Consider the following 15,735-nt stretch of genomic DNA (forward strand, 5'->3'; position numbering starts at 1 on the left):
TTCTGTGCTCCTCGTTGTTCTTGTCGTTATCGGATTACTTGCGGAACATGGCGAGCATGCGGCGCGTGACCGCAAAGCCGCCGAACATGTTGATGGCCGTGAGCACCAGCGCGGCAAAGGCCAGCCAGAGGATGAGTCCATCCGGGCGCCCGTTGATGCCCGCATCCGGCGGTGCAATCTGCACCAGCGCACCGATGGCGATGATGCTGGAGATCGCGTTGGTCACGCTCATCAGCGGCGTGTGCAGTGCGGGTGTGACGTTCCACACCACCATGTAGCCGATGAAGCAGGCCAGCACGAACACCGTGAAGTGCCCCAGGAAGGCCACGGGCGCGTAGGCACCGATGGCCCAGAACAGCACAGCCAGCACGGCAAAAACGATGGTCAGCGTCTTGGCGGACATGGGTGCGCCTGTGCCGTGGCTCGATTTCTTCTCGGCCACCGGGGCTGCCGCCTTGGGCGCGGGTGCCGGCGCCTGCTTGAGCGGCGGCGCAGGCCAGGTGATCGAGCCTTCCTTGACCACAGTGAGGCCGCGGATCGCGTCGTCCTCCATGTTGACCACGGCCACGCCGTCCTTGGCCTTGCACAGCTCTTCCGTCAGGCGCAACAGGTTGGTGGCGTACAGCGTGGACGACTGCTTGGCCAGGCGCGAGGCCAGGTCGGTGTAGCCGACGATGGTCACACCATGGCGCACCACGGCCTGGCCGGGCACGGTCAGCTCGCAGTTGCCGCCCTGCTCGGCCGCCATGTCCACGATCACACTGCCGGGCTTCATGCTCTGCACCATCTCGGCGGTGATGAGCTTGGGCGCGGGCTTGCCCGGGATCAGCGCGGTGGTGATGATGATGTCGGCGTCCTTGGCCTGCTCGGCGTACATCTTGCGCTGCGCAGCCTGAAAGCCCTCGCTCATGACCTTGGCATAGCCGCCGCCGCCCGAGCCTTCTTCCTCGTAGTCCACCTTGACGAACTCGCCGCCCAGCGACTTGACCTGGTCGGCCACCTCGGCACGGGTGTCATTGGCGCGCACGATGGCGCCCAGGTTAGCTGCGGTGCCAATGGCGGCAAGGCCGGCCACACCAGCGCCTGCAATGAACACCTTGGCGGGCGGCACTTTGCCTGCGGCCGTGATCTGGCCGTTGAAGAAGCGGCCGAAGGCATTGGCCGCCTCGATGACGGCGCGGTAGCCACTGACGCCTGCGGTGGAAGTGAGCGCGTCCATCTTCTGGGCGCGCGAGAGCGTGCGCGGCAGGCAGTCGATGGCCAGCACCGTCGCCTTGCGGGCCGCCAGCTGCTGCATCAGTTCGGGATTCTGGGCGGGCCAGATGAAGTCGATGAGCGTCGTGCCCTCGCGCATCAGCGCCACTTCATCGCTGCTGGGCGGGCGGACCTTGAAGACGATATCGGATGCAGCCCACAGCGAGGCAGCGTCGCCCACGATCTCGGCGCCCGCAGCGCGGTAGGCGTCGTCACTGAAGTTGGCGCCATCCCCAGCCCCAGACTCCACCGTGACAGTGAAGCCCAGCTTGATCAGCTTCTCCACCACATCGGGCACGGTGGCCACGCGCTTTTCACCGGGAAAGGTTTCCCTTGGCACGCCGATACGCTGCGGCTGCGGGACGGGGCTTGTCTGCATCAGAGGTCTCCTCGAGTTTCGTAATCGTTATGCAAGGCCGCCAGGCAGGGGAGGACTGGCGCGCTAGGGTTTGGATGTGGGCGCAGGGAACGGGAAGGGCGGAATGGCCAGATGGCCGTCCACCATGCCGGAGCTCAGGCGCACGGCCTGGGCCAGGTCACGCCCCCATTGCAGCGCGGGTCTTCCCGCCACAAGGAACTCCTCGTTATTGCGCGTAGCCGGACGCAACAGCCGCTGGTCCACCAAGGCATCGACCTTCACCCAGGCACCCGCCTCCGTCACGTAGCGATAGCTCAGATAGGTATAGGGCTGGGTCAGAGTGATCTGGCGGGTGCTGAGCCACTCGACAAGGTCCGGCCGGTTCTTGTCCAGCCACTGGGAACTGCTTCCCCACCGCTTGAGGCGCAGACAGTCTGCGCGCACGGGGCTGCCTGCAGCGCCATCCTCCACGGTGACGTCCTGCTGGGTGGGGCAATAACCGATGCCCTGCGGAGAACCACTCAGGTCTCCTGCGCGGTTGGTCTGCACGCGCAACACGGCCAGCCAGTCTCCCTGCGCATTCCGCAAGCCCACATCGCGGGTCTGGAGCGCAATACGTCCTCCGGAGCCTGCAATGGCTTCCTCGGAGGTACCCAGGTCCTGCCAGGCCCCCGGCGGCAGTACAAGGCGGGCACGCCCGACTGGATATTCGGACTTGGGAGGAACGGTCAGGGGCGCGCACGCCACCGTGAACACCGTCACAGCCAACACAGGCAACAGCCGCCGGAACTTTGAAATGGTCAGAGTCATAGAGAAAGGTTCATACGAATTCGCCTTCAATCATCCCACGGCACCCAAGTCCGTCCCTCGACGGCTTCTGCCATGCAACAACCAGCGCGGTGTAGCTGGTGAAAATGTGTTGAAAGCGCCCTGGTATCGGACACTTCTCGCGGCGCTGCCGGTGGGCAAGCTGACCACGAGCTTACATGAAGAAAATCTTGTCGCTGTCGCCTTTGTCTGCAGTAGAGGGAACTCCCCAGTCTCCCCCCGCAAACAGGTAAAAAAAAAGCCTGGCAGCACAAAGCAGCCAGGCTGGGCAGCGGCCCCGCAGGGCCTGGTGCCAACGATCAGTTCACCACTTGGGCCAGCGCACCCGAGGCGTACTGGGCGGCCACGGCCTGCAGGCTCAGGCCCTTGATCTTGCTGCCCTGGCCTTCGCAGCCGAACTCCAGGTAACGCTGCTTGCACACCTGCTTGGCCGCTTCGCGGGCGGGCTTGAGCCATTCGCGGGCGTCGAACTTGTCGGGGTTTTCAAACAGGAACTTGCGCACCGCGCCCGTCATCGCCAGACGGATGTCGGTGTCGATGTTGATCTTGCGCACGCCGTGCTTGATGGCTTCCTGGATTTCCTCGACGGGCACGCCGTACGTTTCCTTCATCTTGCCGCCGTACTGGTTGATGATGGCCAGCAACTCGGCAGGCACCGACGAGGAGCCATGCATCACCAAGTGGGTGTTGGGGATGCGCTGGTGGATTTCCTTCACGCGGCTGATGGCCAGGATGTCGCCCGTGGGCTTGCGGCTGAACTTGTAGGCGCCATGGCTGGTGCCGATGGCGATGGCCAGGGCGTCCAGCTGGGTGGCCTTCACAAACACGGCGGCTTCTTCGGGATCGGTCAGCATCTGGCTGTGGTCGAGCTTGCCGACGGCACCAATGCCGTCTTCTTCGCCCGCGTCCCCGGTTTCGAGGTTGCCCAGGCAGCCCAGTTCGCCTTCGACCGTAACGCCCACCTTGTGCGCCATGTCCACCACCTTGCGCGTCACTTCAACGTTGTAGTCGAAGGACGAAGGGGTCTTGCCGTCTTCCATCAGCGAGCCGTCCATCATCACCGAGCCAAAGCCCAGGTCGATGGCACCCTGGCAAATCTTGGGCGAGGTGCCGTGGTCCTGGTGCATCACCAGCGGGATGTGGGGGAAGGCCTCGACCGCCGCCTGGATCAGGTGCTTGATGAAGGGCTCGCCCGCGTACTTGCGTGCGCCAGCGCTGGCCTGCAGGATGACGGGAGCGCCCACTTCGTCCGCAGCAGCCATCACGGCCTGCACCTGCTCCAGGTTGTTGACGTTGAAGGCAGGGATGCCATAGCTGTTGGCAGCGGCATGGTCGAGCAGTTCGCGCATCGAAACGAGGGGCATGGTCGTGGGGTCCGTGGTGGGTTGATGAAGGAGGGGGCGAGGCGCTATAGCGCCCGGCAATGCGGTGGTAACCGCTTGGTAACTCGCAATTTTAACCGGGGGCCGACACGGAGGGCGATGGCAAATCCAACCGGTAGCAGGTGGTAAAGGGCGCCGGTGCAGGGGCTGCGCCAAAGTGCCCCCCATGGATGTCCGCCACGCGGCGCAGGATTTCGTGCCCCAGATGCAGGCTGTCCACCGGCACCGCCGCCGCACGGCCCGGTGCGCCGCCGGCCTGCGGGCGCGCCCCGTCATCACACACCTGCAGCCACACGCCACCAGCGTCCGCCATGCGCAGCTGGACGGCGATCCGGGTGCCTTCGGGCGTGTGCTTGAGCGCGTTTTCCACCAGATTGCGCACCGCGATGTCCAGCAACACGGCATGGCCGGGCACGGTGAGCGCGGGCGGAGCCGACAGGGCCAGGTCGTCGCCGCGTTTCCACGCCGCCTGGGCATAGTCGGCGCACACCGACCGCGCCAGTGCGCTCAGGTCCACGGGCGCCTTGGCTTCGTGCAGCTCGGCCCGGCTGGCGCGGGCCAGGGCCAGCAGCTGGTTGAGAACGTGACCCGCACGCAGAGCATCCTGGCCGATGCGCGCCAGCGACTGAGCACGGGCCTCTTCCGTCAGCTCCCCCGCCAGGGCGCTGGCCTGCAGCGCGATGGAGGACAGCGGGGTGCGCAATTCATGGGCCACCTCATTGGCCAGGCGGCGCTCGCGCACCATGGCGACCTGCTGGCGGTCCAGCAAGGTATTGATCGATGCCACGACCGACTCGAACTCGCTCCAGGCATGGCGCGATGCCAGCCGCTGGGTACTGGTCGGATCCAGCGCTGCCACGTCGGCCGACAGCGCGTACAAAGGCCGCAAGCCGCGCCACAGCGCGAGCCCCAGAGCCAGAGACACCACAGGCAGCAACCACAGACCAGGCTCGATGAGCTGTCCGGCAATGTCATCCGCCAGCTCGTCCCGCTCGCGCAGCTCCAGCATCACCATGATCTTGCGGGTGCGCTCCGCATCCCATTGCGAGAAGCTGCGCCAGGCCACCTTGTCCGGGCCCAGCGTGAGGTCGGCAAACCCCTCGGCATCGCTGAAAGGCGGCTCGGACACCGAACCCGTGAGGGAGAGCACCCGCCCCTGCGCATCCCACTGCACCACGCTGATGGTCTGCTGGTAATCGTGCGATTTGAGCCATGGCGTGGGGGTGCGCTCGGTCCGCTGTGGGCCTTGCATCGCCTCGGTGGCACGCAGGTTGAGCAGCAGCGCGGCCACGCTGGCCAGGTGCCCGTCGGTCAGCTCGTCGGCCTCATGCACACCGGTCTGGTAGCCAATGAAGACGAAGCTGCCCCAGACAATGGCCAGTGCCCCCAGCGACCATAGCAACAGTTGCCGGGTCAGCGATGGGCGACGCGCTGGCGCCGGGCGAGGAGCGGTGGGTGCGTTCACGCCGGTTTCTCCTGCGGCATGAAGTAACCCACCCCGCGCATGGTCTGGATACAGGCACTGCCCAGCTTGCGGCGCAGGTGGTGGATGTGGACCTCGACCGCATTGCTCTCCACAGCGGCATCCCAGCTGTACAGGCGTTCCTCGATCTGCTGGCGCGACAGCACCCGACCCCGCGCCTCCAGCAGCACCAACAACACGGAAAACTCGCGCGGAGACATTTCCACGGGTTTGCCTTGCTGGCGCACCGTGCGGGTCGCTGGATCCAGCTCGATATCGCCCAGACGGATGGTGGGCGACGTCCGTCCCGCCGCGCGCCGCAGCAGCGCCCGCAAACGCGCGTCCAATTCATCCACATCAAAGGGCTTGGTCAGGTAGTCATCGGCGCCCTGGTCCAGCCCCGCGATGCGCTGGTGCACCTGGTCACGCGCCGTGACGATGAGGACCGGCGTAGCGGGGTCCGGCAGAGCTGCCGATGCAGCCCCGGTGGCGTGCGGGCTCAGGCGCAGACGCCGTAGCAGTTCGCTACCGTCACCGTCCACCAACCCCAGGTCCAGCAGCACAGCGTCAAAACGCTCGGCGCGCAGGGCACTCCAGGCACTGGCGACGCCGTCACTGACATCCACCGCATAGCCGCGTTGCTGCAGATTGCTGCGCAGGCCACTGGCTATGCCCGCATCGTCTTCGACCACGAGTATTCGCATGCAGGCATTGTCGCAGCCCATCGGACAGGGGCGGGACAAGGGCGGCACCGGCTTTAAGACGGCGTTAAGTACGCCCGCCTATCTTCCGGCACATGCAGCCTTCGCCCGTCACGCCGTCCATCACACCCCACGCCCCCTCTCACCGCCACACGCTGCTTTTCTGGACCCTGGGCGCTCTGGCCTGTGTGGTGGCCTGGGATGCCGCAGGGCAGGACCTGGCGTTTGCGCAGGTGTTTGGATCGTCCAACGGGTTTCCGATGCGGGACCAGTGGTTTTTTGTGCAGGTGCTGCATGAAGGCGCCCGCCGTCTGGGCTGGCTGCTGGTGCTCCTGCTGGCGCTGAGCGTGTGGTGGCCGCGCGGCTTTCTGCGCAAGCTGGACGCCAGCGAGCGCCTGCAGATGGCCGTGAGCGCCCTGCTCTCGCTGGCCGTGGTCAGCATCACCAAGAACCTCAGCGCCACCAGTTGCCCGTGGGACCTCGCACAATTTGGCGGCGTGGCGCGCCATGTGTCGCACTGGGCGCTGGGTGTGCTCGATGGCGGTAGCGGTCGCTGTTTTCCGGCGGGCCATGCGTCGGCGGGATTCGCCTTTTTGGGAGGCTACTTCGCATTGCGCCACAAGCTACCGTCGGCCGCACGCTGGTGGTTGGCGGGTGCGTTGCTGGCGGGATTCGTGTTGGGTGCGGCCCAGCAGGTACGGGGCGCCCATTTCATGAGCCACACACTGTGGACGGGCTGGCTGTGCTGGGTCACCGGCTGGCTTTGCGACCTGGCGGCCACGGCTCTGCGTCCACGCTTCCCGCATTTCGCCACCACCACCACGCCACCGGACAGCTCCCATGCTTGAACTCGATCTGGCCCTGTTTCAGGCCCTCAATGCCGACGCCGCGACCTTGCCTGCCGTGGTGGCGGTGGCACGGTGGGTGTCACAGCAACTACCCACCGCCATGGGCGGCCTGCTGCTCGGCAGCTTTGTGCTGGGCAACGCAGCGCAGCGGCGCGCCCTGGTGCTGGCGCTCGCGTCCATGGCCCTGGCGTGGGTAGGAGTACAGCTGTTGCGACTGGCGGTGCCGGCGCCGCGGCCTGCGCAGCTGGGCATTGGCGTCCAGTGGATCGAGCACGCAGCGCGCGCAGGCTTTCCCAGCATGCATGTGGCAGGCGCCGCCGCGCTGGCGGCCAGTCTCGCCCTGCGGCCGGTTCGCGGGCTGACCTGGCTGGCCGCGGCGGTCACAGCCGCCATGGTCTGGAGCCGCGTCTGCCTGGGAGTGCACTTCCCGTCTGATGTGCTGGCGGGCCTGGTCACCGGGGGGCTGGCAGCGGCGGCCATCCACGCACTGGCCGCGCGCGCACCGCGCTGGCAAGCAGCCCTGGAGCACAAGTCGCCACAAGGCAACGCGCACTGACCGCCGCCCAGCGCCGCCGGACTCCTGCCCGGGACGCTGCCCCGCAGCGGTGAGGGTGCAACCCCTCGATCGGTCAGCTGGCCACGCAGATCTTCAGCATGTTCGTGCCGCCGGGTGCGCCCATGGGCTCACCACAGGTGATGGCGTACACATCCCCCTTTTGCACGATGTTGCGGCTCTTGAGGTGGCGCTCGGCCTGATCCAGCGCGGTGTCGCGGTCGGCACTGGTGTCCATCAGCAAAGGGCGCACGTTGCGGTACATGGCCATCTTGCGTTGCGTGGCCACCTTGGGGGTGAGCGCATAGATGGGAATGCGGATGCTGTGCCGGCTCATCCACAGTGCCGTCGCGCCACTGTCGGTCATGGCGACGATGGCCTTGGCGCCCAGGTGGTGGGCGGTAAACAACGCGCCCATGGCAATGGACTGGTCGATGCGGCCAAAGGTCTGGCCGGTGAAGTCGGCATCGAGCTGGTGGTCTTCCGCCGCCTCGGCCGCGGCGCAGATGGTGGCCATCTCTTCCACGGTCTCGAGCGGGTAGCGGCCTGCGGCCGTTTCGGCACTCAGCATCACGGCGTCGGTGCCATCCAGCACGGCGTTGGCCACGTCACTCACCTCGGCGCGCGTGGGCACGGGGTTGGTGATCATGCTTTCCATCATCTGCGTGGCGGTGATCACGACCTTGTCCAGCTCGCGCGCCATGCGGATCATCTTCTTTTGCAGCGCGGGCACGGCCGCGTTGCCCACTTCCACCGCCAGGTCGCCGCGCGCCACCATGATGCCGTCGCTCACGCGCAGGATGGCTTCGAGGTGCGGGATGGCCTCGGCCCGCTCGATCTTGGCGATCAGGCCGGGCTTGTGGCGGTACTCGGACGCGGCCACATTGCACAGCTGGCGCGCCATTTCCATGTCGGTCGCGTTCTTGGGAAAGCTCACCGCTACATAGTCGGCCTGAAAGCTCATGGCCGTGCGGATGTCTTCCATGTCCTTGGCCGTCAAGGCCGGTGCCGTAAGGCCGCCGCCCTTCTTGTTGATGCCCTTGTTGTTCGACAGCTCGCCGCCCACCTTGACGGTGGTGTGTACTTCTTCGCCCCGCACCGCATCCACGGTGAGCACGATCAGGCCATCGTTGAGCAGCAGCAGGTCACCTGCTTTCACGTCACGCGGCAGCTCCTTGTAGTCCAGCCCCACGCCTTCGATATCGCCCAGCTCGGTGCGCGAGGCGTCGAGCACGAATTTGGCACCCGATTCCAGCTGGACCTTGCCTTCGGCAAACTTGCCCACGCGGATCTTGGGTCCCTGCAGGTCGGCCATGATGGCCACCTCGCGGCCTGCGCGCTGGGCGGCGGCACGCACGGTGGCGGCGCGATCGATGTGGTCCTGCGCCTTGCCGTGGCTGAAGTTCAGCCGCACCACGTTCACCCCTGCTCGGATCATCGCCTCCAGCAGCGCCGGGTCGCTCGATGCAGGACCCAGGGTGGCAACAATCTTGGTGGCGCGGCGGGTAGGCATGGACATGTCTCTTTTCTCTCGGTCGTTGGGGATGTAATCGAGTTTCAATTCTCACACGAAGCGGTTACATGCGAGTTACCCCGTGCAGCGGCACCGTGAATCGGCCTCTCAGAGCAGCGGAGATGACAGGAGATGCGCCAGCACGTGCGCAATGACCGCTGCCTCCAGGCCGTGGCGCGCATAGAGCCAGCCCGCCACCAGACCAAAGGCCGTGTTGCCCACCAGCACGAATGCCACCACGGGCACGGTCAACACCCCAGCCAGCGCCTGCGCGGCAGGCAGGTGTCCCAAAGCAAACAACACAGCGCTGAGCACCACCGCCACAGCCACCAGCCCCTTGCCGGGCCGCCCCTGACCACGCTGCAGCAAGCGCCAGCCCAGCCACAGCAGCAGGGTCATCACACCCCAGCGCACCAGCAGCTCTTCGGTGATGCCGCCATACAGCAGCTTGACCGCTAATGGCATGGCACTGGCAGGATCGGAGGGCTGCAGCGCCGTGGGCGCCAGCCGGGACAGCACCCATAGCCACGCAGCGCCCGCCACACCACCGCAGACTCCGGGCAGGAGTTGGGCCCGCAGCGCGGGCCCTGCGGGCCGGCCGGCCAGCCAGGAAGACATGGCGGGCGCCTGCAGGCCCACGCGAGGCGCCAGCCAGACCCCGATCGCCGCTGCCAGCGCCAGGAGCACCGCCGTCTGCAACCCGCTGAGCACCAGTACGACCCCTGGTGGCAGCGGCAGCAGGGCTTCGTTGGCCTTCAGTGTGGGCAGCAGCGCCCAGACCACCGCCACCACGCCGGGCATGCCCAGCAGCCACAGCGCACCGCCCAGCCGCCACTTGCCGGGTTGCGCCGGAGCGCGCGCTGCGTCTGCCCCCGCAGTGTTGTCCACGGCCATGGTTTTGCCCACGCTCAGGCGCGCATCAGCGCTTCGATCTCGTCGGCCTTCACCGGGACACCGCGCGTGATCAGCTCACAACCCGTCTCGGTGACGATGGCATCGTCTTCGATGCGGATGCCGATGTTGTGGAACTGCTCGGGCACGCCGTCGGCGGGGCGCACGTAGATGCCGGGCTCGATGGTCAGCACCATGCCGGGCCGCAGGATGCGGCTGGGGCGATTGGTGATCGTTTCGCCCGAGAGAGGGTCTTTGCGTTCGCTGGTCTGCCCCACCTCGCCGGGCTCCACATAGCTGCCGCAGTCGTGCACGTCCATGCCCAGCCAGTGGCTGGTGCGGTGCATGTAGAACTGGAAGTAGGCGCGCTTGTCGATCACGTCCTGCGCGGTGCCCACCTTGTTCTTGTCGAGCAGGCCCAGGTCCAGCATGCCCTGCGCCAGCACGGCCACCGTGGCGTCGTGCGGGTCGTTGAAGCGTGCACCCGCCTTGGTGGCAGCCACGGCCGCGTCCTGGCTGGCCAGCACCAGGTCGTACAGCGCGCGCTGTGGGCCCGTGAATTTTCCGTTGGCGGGGAAGGTGCGCGTGATGTCGCTGGCGTAGCTGTCCAGCTCGCAACCCGCGTCGATCAGCACCAGCTCGCCATCACGCACCGGTGCGGTATCGGCCCGGTAGTGCAGCACACAGGCATTCGCGCCCGCCGCCACGATGGAACTGTAGGCCGGGTACTGCGAGCCCGCGTCGCGGAACGCATGCAGCAGCTCGGCATCCAGGTGGTATTCACGCACATCCTCCCCGGCGCGTAGCATGCGGGCCGAGCGCTGCATGGCGCGGATGTGGGCCTGCGCGCTGATGGCGCTGGCGCGGCGCATGATGTCCTGCTCGTGGGTGTCCTTGAACAGGCGCATCTCGTCGAGCAGCGTGCACAGGTCGTTCTGTTCTGCGGGGCAGATGGCGCCATAGCGCACACGGCCGCGCACCACGTTGAGCCAGCCCTCCACCCGGGCGGCCAAGCCGCTGTGCGTGGCAAACGGGTACCAGACGCAGGCCGTGTTTTCGAGCAGGCGTGGCAGTTTGCTGTCCAGTTCGGCCATCGAATGCGCGGCATCCACACCCAAGGCCGCAGGCGCAGCGGTCGGGCCCAGGCGGTAGCCGTCCCAGATCTCACGCTCCAGGTCCTTGGGCTGACAGAACAGCGTGCTGCGGCCATCGTGCGCCAGCACCAGGCAGGCGCCAGGCTCGGTAAAGCCTGTCAGGTAGTAGAAGTAGCTGTCGTGGCGGAACAGAAAGTCGCTGTCCCGGTTGCGCGGACGCTCCAGTGCCGTAGGAATGATGGCAATGCCCCCGGGGCCCAACTGGGCAGCGAGGTGCGCGCGGCGCTGGGCATAGACAGAGGCAGGCACGGTGGTGTTCATGGCGCGTCGTGAGAATAGGAATTGAGTTCGGCCAGCCGCTCTGGCGTGCCCACATCGGTCCAGCGGCCGGTGTAGAGCTGCGCACTGACGCGGCCATTGTCCATTGCACGGCGAAGCAGCGGCGCCAGCGGGGCTTTGATGCCGCCGGGGTTTCCGGGCGGAATGTCGCACCACGGCGCTGCAAACAGCTCGGCGCGCAACAGGGCGATGGTGCTATAGGTGTAACGCGGTGCGGAGTCGTCGGCGGGCAGGTTCAGCGCCAGCCCGTCTGCCGACAGGCCAAAGTCGCCGCGCGGGTTGTGGGCGGGGTTGGGCACCAGCCACAGGTGGGCCAGGTGGTGGCTGGCTTCAAAGGCCGCCACGGCGGCGCTGTCGAACACGAAGTCGGGGGCAAACACATCACCTGCCGCCAGCCAGAACACGGGGCCCAGCTGGGGCAGCGCGCGCGCGATGCCACCGGCGGTTTCCAGCGCATCGCCAAAGTCCACGCCTTCGTGCGAGTATAAAATTGATAGCTGCTTGCGCTTACCCATTAAGCGCTGGAGGCCAAAAACACCTAGAAAATGGTCACTGATCTGCGCCCCCAGCCACGCGGTGTTGATCACCACCTGTTCCACACCCGCCTCCTGCAGCGCCGCCAAGTGCCACTGCAGCAGCGGCTGGCCCTGCACCGGCAGCAGAGGCTTGGGGGTGGTGTCGGTCAACGGGCGCATGCGCTCGCCACGGCCGGCGGCCAGCAGCAACGCGGGTACCTGGTGATGGGAGGCGGCACTAGAACTCATGCCGCCACCTCGTTCACAGCACCCCGCTGCAGCGCGTGGCGCTCCACCGTGGTGGGGTCGAACAGGGCCAGCAGCGCGTCCATCAGCGCCCGCGCCTTGCCCGAATGGTCGGCGCCAAAGTTGCACACATACACATCCAGCGTCACCGCGCGCTGCTCGGGCCAGGTGTGCACGCACAGGTGGGATTCTGCTAGCAAAACAGTAGCGGTCACCCCTCCAGGGCCATGCGCCGTGGCCGGAAATTCATGAAATAACTGCCCCACGGGCTGCAGCCCGGCGGCGTGCACCGCATCGGTACAGGCGCGGCCCAGGGCGGCGGCGTCCAGCAGCCAGGCAGGGGCACAGCGGCAGCCATGGAGATCGGCGGTGAGGTGCAGTCCTTGCATGGCCCGCACTGTAGTGCATTGCCACCGGGCTTACGGCTTGCAGCCTGCGAATTCAGGTGGGCGAAAGCCGCCCCGGTAAAATGCCGGGTTTCCCCCGAATCACCCACCCTGAACCCTCCCCCCATGGCCAACACCCAGCAATCCCAACAGATGGCAAATGCGATCCGCGCATTGGCCATGGACGCCGTTCAACAAGCCAACTCCGGCCACCCCGGCGCCCCCATGGGCATGGCCGACATGGCCGTGGCGCTGTGGAGCCGCCACCTCAAGCACAACCCTACCAACCCCCAGTGGTTTGACCGCGACCGGTTTGTGCTGTCCAACGGCCACGGCTCGATGCTGCTGTACGCGCTGCTGCACCTCACGGGCTACGACCTGCCGATTGGCGAGCTGAAGAACTTCCGCCAGCTGCACAGCAAGACGCCCGGCCACCCCGAAGTGGGCTACACCGCTGGCGTCGAGACCACCACCGGCCCCCTGGGCCAGGGCATCACCAATGCCGTGGGCTTTGCGCTGGCCGAAAAGCTGCTGGCCGCCGAGTTCAACCGCGAAGGCCATGCCGTGGTGGACCACCACACCTACGCCTTCCTGGGCGACGGCTGCCTGATGGAAGGTATCAGCCACGAAGCCGTGTCTCTGGCAGGCGCCTGGAAGCTCAACAAGCTGATCGCCCTGTACGACGACAACGGCATCAGCATCGATGGCCAGGTCGCTCCCTGGTTTGCCGACAACACCCCCCTGCGTTTTGTGGCCAGCGGCTGGAACGTGATCGGCCCCATCGACGGCCACGATGCTGACAAGGTGGCCGCAGCCATCGAAGAAGCCAAGAAGCAGACCGAGCGTCCCACCCTGATCGTGTGCAAGACGCACATCGGCAAGGGCAGCCCCAACCGCGCCAACACCGCCAAGGCCCACGGCGAACCGCTCGGCGCCGAAGAAATCGCGCTGACCCGCGAAGCCCTGGGCTGGGCCAGCGAACCCTTCGTGATCCCCGAAGACGTCTACGCCAGCTGGGACTGCAAGGCCAACGGCCAAGCTTTTGAGGCCGCCTGGAACGAGCGTTTTGCCGCCTACACCGCCGCCTTCCCCGAACTGGCTGCCGAGCTGACGCGCCGCATGAACGGCGACCTGCCCGCCAACTTTGCCCAGGTGGCCGTGGACACCGTGGTGGCCGCCCACACCAAGGGCGAAACCGTGGCCAGCCGCAAGGCCAGCCAGCTGGCGCTGGAAGCCTTCACCGCCGCCCTGCCCGAACTGCTGGGTGGCAGCGCCGACCTGACCGGCTCCAACCTCACCAACACCAAGAGCACGCCCAACCTGCGCTTTGACATGCAGGGCAACGTGGTCAAGACCGAAGCCGCGAATGGCGACAAGGTCGGTGGCCGCCACATCAACTACGGTGTGCGCGAATTCGGCATGGCCGCCATCATGAACGGCGTGGCGTTGCACGGTGGCTTCATCCCCTACGGCGGCACCTTCCTCACGTTCAGCGACTACAGCCGCAACGCCATCCGCATGGCCGCGCTGATGAAGCAGCGCGTGATCCACGTGTTCACGCACGACTCCATTGGTCTCGGTGAAGACGGCCCCACGCACCAGTCCATCGAGCACGTGGCCAGCCTGCGCCTGATCCCGAACCTGGATGTGTGGCGCCCTGCCGACACGGCCGAAACCGCCGTGGCCTGGAGCGTAGCCCTGTCCAACCGCAACAAGCCCACCGTGCTGGCCCTGTCGCGCCAGAACCTGCCCTACGCGCCCAAGCGCGACCTGGGCGACATCTCGCGCGGCGCCTACGTGCTGAGCGAGCCTGCCGACGTGGGCCTCAAGAAGAAGCCCGTGGCCGTGATCATTGCCACCGGCTCTGAAGTGCAGCTGGCCCTGAAGGCCCAGCGCCTGCTGGCCGACAAGAAGATCGGCGTGCGCGTGGTCTCCATGCCCAGCACCACCACCTTTGACCGCGAAGATGCCAAGTACAAGAGCAGTGTGCTGCCTGCGGGCGTGCCGCGCGTGGCCGTGGAAATGGGCGTGACCGACGGCTGGTGGAAGTACGGCTGCGCCGCCGTGGTGGGCATCGACACCTACGGTGAATCGGCCCCCGCGCCTGTGCTGTTCAAGCACTTCGGCTTCACCGAAGAGAACGTGGCCGACGCAGTGCTGGTGGCCATCGGCGCGGCCCGCCTGAAGCCTGCCAAGAAGGCGCGTTAAAACGCCCTTTGCCCGCTGCGCACCGCTGCCAGCGGGCGCGCGGCGGCCAATTCATGATTTCGACTTTGCAACTTTGAAGAGGCTCCCTATGACGATCAAGATTGGTATCAACGGCTTCGGCCGCATCGGCCGCAACGTACTGCGCTCGGCCATCCAGAACTTCAGCGACATCGAAGTCGTGGGCATCAACGACCTGCTGGAGCCTGAGTACCTGGCGTACATGCTGCAGTACGACTCGGTGCACGGCCGCTTCAAGGGCACCGTGGCGGTCGAGGGCAACACCCTGATCGTCAACGGCAAGAAGATCCGCCTCACGCAAGAGCGCGACCCCGCCAACCTGAAGTGGAACGAAGTCGGCGCCGATGTGGTGATCGAATCCACCGGCCTGTTCCTGGACAAGGTCACGGCGCAGAAGCACCTGGACGCTGGCGCCAAGAAGGTCATCCTGTCGGCTCCGTCAAAAGACGACACCCCGATGTTCGTGTTCGGCGTGAACCACGACACCTACGCTGGCCAGGCCATCATCTCCAACGCATCGTGCACCACCAACTGCCTGGCTCCCGTGGCCAAGGTGCTGAACGACAAGTGGGGCATCAAGCGCGGCCTGATGACCACCGTGCACGCTGCCACCGCCACGCAAAAGACCGTGGACGGCCCTTCGAACAAGGACTGGCGCGGCGGCCGTGGCATTCTGGAAAACATCATCCCCTCCAGCACTGGCGCTGCCAAGGCCGTGGGCGTGGTGATCCCTGCGCTGAACAAGAAGCTGACCGGCATGTCCTTCCGCGTGCCCACCTCCGACGTGTCGGTGGTGGACCTGACGGTGGAGCTGGACAAGGCTGCCACCTACGAAGAAATCAAGGCCGAAATGAAGGCCCAGTCCGAAGGCGCCCTGAAGGGCGTGCTGGGTTACACCGAAGACAAGGTGGTAGCCACCGACTTCCGTGGCGACACCCGCACGTCCATCTTTGACGCTGACGCCGGCATCGCGCTGGACGGCACCTTCGTCAAGGTCGTGAGCTGGTACGACAACGAATGGGGCTACTCGAACAAGTGCCTGGAAATGGTGCGCGTGGTCGCCAAGTAAGCTTTTTTGAGAAGTTGAAAAAGCGCTAGTAGCAACTACCCTGTTCAAGCCGGTCGCCTGCAAAGGCCGC

The 15,735-nt window shown here is 66.2% G+C and carries 14 protein-coding genes; 4 read left to right on the forward strand and 10 right to left on the reverse strand.

The features are described 5' to 3' along the window. Positions 1–34: 34 nt before the first annotated feature. The 5 genes from N4G42_RS22840 to N4G42_RS22860 all read right to left on the reverse strand — a co-directional run bounded on the left by N4G42_RS22840 (position 35) and on the right by N4G42_RS22860 (position 5,988). Positions 35–1,633: a Re/Si-specific NAD(P)(+) transhydrogenase subunit alpha gene (locus tag N4G42_RS22840; protein WP_260668833.1), complete on the reverse strand. Its 1,599-nt coding sequence runs from the start codon at positions 1,631–1,633 to the stop codon at positions 35–37. A gap of 63 nt (positions 1,634–1,696) precedes the next feature. Next, entirely contained in the window at positions 1,697–2,422 is a 726-nt protein-coding gene (locus tag N4G42_RS22845) for a hypothetical protein (RefSeq protein ID WP_260668834.1), read from the reverse strand. Between the two features lie 317 nt (positions 2,423–2,739). Next, complete coding sequence (gene fba / locus N4G42_RS22850; protein WP_099731867.1) at positions 2,740–3,804, reverse strand: class II fructose-bisphosphate aldolase; 1,065 nt, start codon at positions 3,802–3,804, stop codon at positions 2,740–2,742. Between the two features lie 91 nt (positions 3,805–3,895). Then, a complete protein-coding gene (locus tag N4G42_RS22855) occupies positions 3,896–5,287 on the reverse strand; it encodes a histidine kinase dimerization/phospho-acceptor domain-containing protein (RefSeq protein WP_260668835.1) in 1,392 nt (463 codons plus the stop codon). Continuing rightward, positions 5,284–5,988, reverse strand: a complete 705-nt coding sequence (locus tag N4G42_RS22860; RefSeq protein WP_260668836.1) for a response regulator transcription factor — start codon at positions 5,986–5,988, stop codon at positions 5,284–5,286. The genes N4G42_RS22855 and N4G42_RS22860 overlap by 4 nt, the downstream gene beginning before the upstream one ends. A gap of 92 nt (positions 5,989–6,080) precedes the next feature. Between N4G42_RS22860 and N4G42_RS22865 the strand changes: the two genes are divergently transcribed. Next, complete coding sequence (locus tag N4G42_RS22865; protein ID WP_260668837.1) at positions 6,081–6,833, forward strand: phosphatase PAP2 family protein; 753 nt, start codon at positions 6,081–6,083, stop codon at positions 6,831–6,833. Beyond that, a complete protein-coding gene (locus tag N4G42_RS22870) occupies positions 6,826–7,389 on the forward strand; it encodes a phosphatase PAP2 family protein (RefSeq protein WP_146870678.1) in 564 nt (187 codons plus the stop codon). The genes N4G42_RS22865 and N4G42_RS22870 overlap by 8 nt, the downstream gene beginning before the upstream one ends. Positions 7,390–7,462: 73 nt before the next feature. Here the strand turns inward: N4G42_RS22870 and pyk are convergent, their stop codons facing one another. From pyk to N4G42_RS22895, 5 genes are all read right to left on the reverse strand, one after another. Next, on the reverse strand, positions 7,463–8,899 hold the full coding sequence (pyk, locus tag N4G42_RS22875; RefSeq protein WP_056743254.1) for a pyruvate kinase: 1,437 nt from the start codon (positions 8,897–8,899) through the stop codon (positions 7,463–7,465). A gap of 108 nt (positions 8,900–9,007) precedes the next feature. Continuing rightward, on the reverse strand, positions 9,008–9,793 hold the full coding sequence (locus N4G42_RS22880; protein WP_260668838.1) for a type II CAAX prenyl endopeptidase Rce1 family protein: 786 nt from the start codon (positions 9,791–9,793) through the stop codon (positions 9,008–9,010). Between the two features lie 14 nt (positions 9,794–9,807). Then, a complete protein-coding gene (locus tag N4G42_RS22885; RefSeq protein WP_260668839.1) occupies positions 9,808–11,205 on the reverse strand; it encodes an aminopeptidase P N-terminal domain-containing protein in 1,398 nt (465 codons plus the stop codon). Further along, positions 11,202–11,987 carry a nucleotidyltransferase family protein gene (locus N4G42_RS22890; RefSeq protein WP_260668840.1) on the reverse strand — a complete coding sequence of 262 codons (786 nt, stop codon included), beginning with the start codon at positions 11,985–11,987 and terminating at the stop codon, positions 11,202–11,204. Before N4G42_RS22890 ends, N4G42_RS22885 begins: the two co-directional genes overlap by 4 nt. Next, the gene (locus tag N4G42_RS22895; protein WP_057271400.1) at positions 11,984–12,373 is read right to left on the reverse strand and encodes an S-adenosylmethionine decarboxylase family protein; all 390 of its coding nucleotides are present in this window, start codon (positions 12,371–12,373) and stop codon (positions 11,984–11,986) included. The genes N4G42_RS22890 and N4G42_RS22895 overlap by 4 nt, the downstream gene beginning before the upstream one ends. Positions 12,374–12,496: 123 nt before the next feature. Between N4G42_RS22895 and tkt the strand changes: the two genes are divergently transcribed. Continuing rightward, entirely contained in the window at positions 12,497–14,578 is a 2,082-nt protein-coding gene (tkt, locus tag N4G42_RS22900) for a transketolase (RefSeq protein WP_260668841.1), read from the forward strand. 88 nt (positions 14,579–14,666) lie between these two features. Beyond that, the gene (gene gap / locus N4G42_RS22905; protein ID WP_099731861.1) at positions 14,667–15,665 is read left to right on the forward strand and encodes a type I glyceraldehyde-3-phosphate dehydrogenase; all 999 of its coding nucleotides are present in this window, start codon (positions 14,667–14,669) and stop codon (positions 15,663–15,665) included. The last annotated feature ends 70 nt before the right edge of the window (positions 15,666–15,735 follow it).

Source organism: Acidovorax sp. K2F (genome assembly GCF_025246485.1).
GTDB classification, from domain to species: domain Bacteria; phylum Pseudomonadota; class Gammaproteobacteria; order Burkholderiales; family Burkholderiaceae_C; genus Acidovorax; species Acidovorax delafieldii.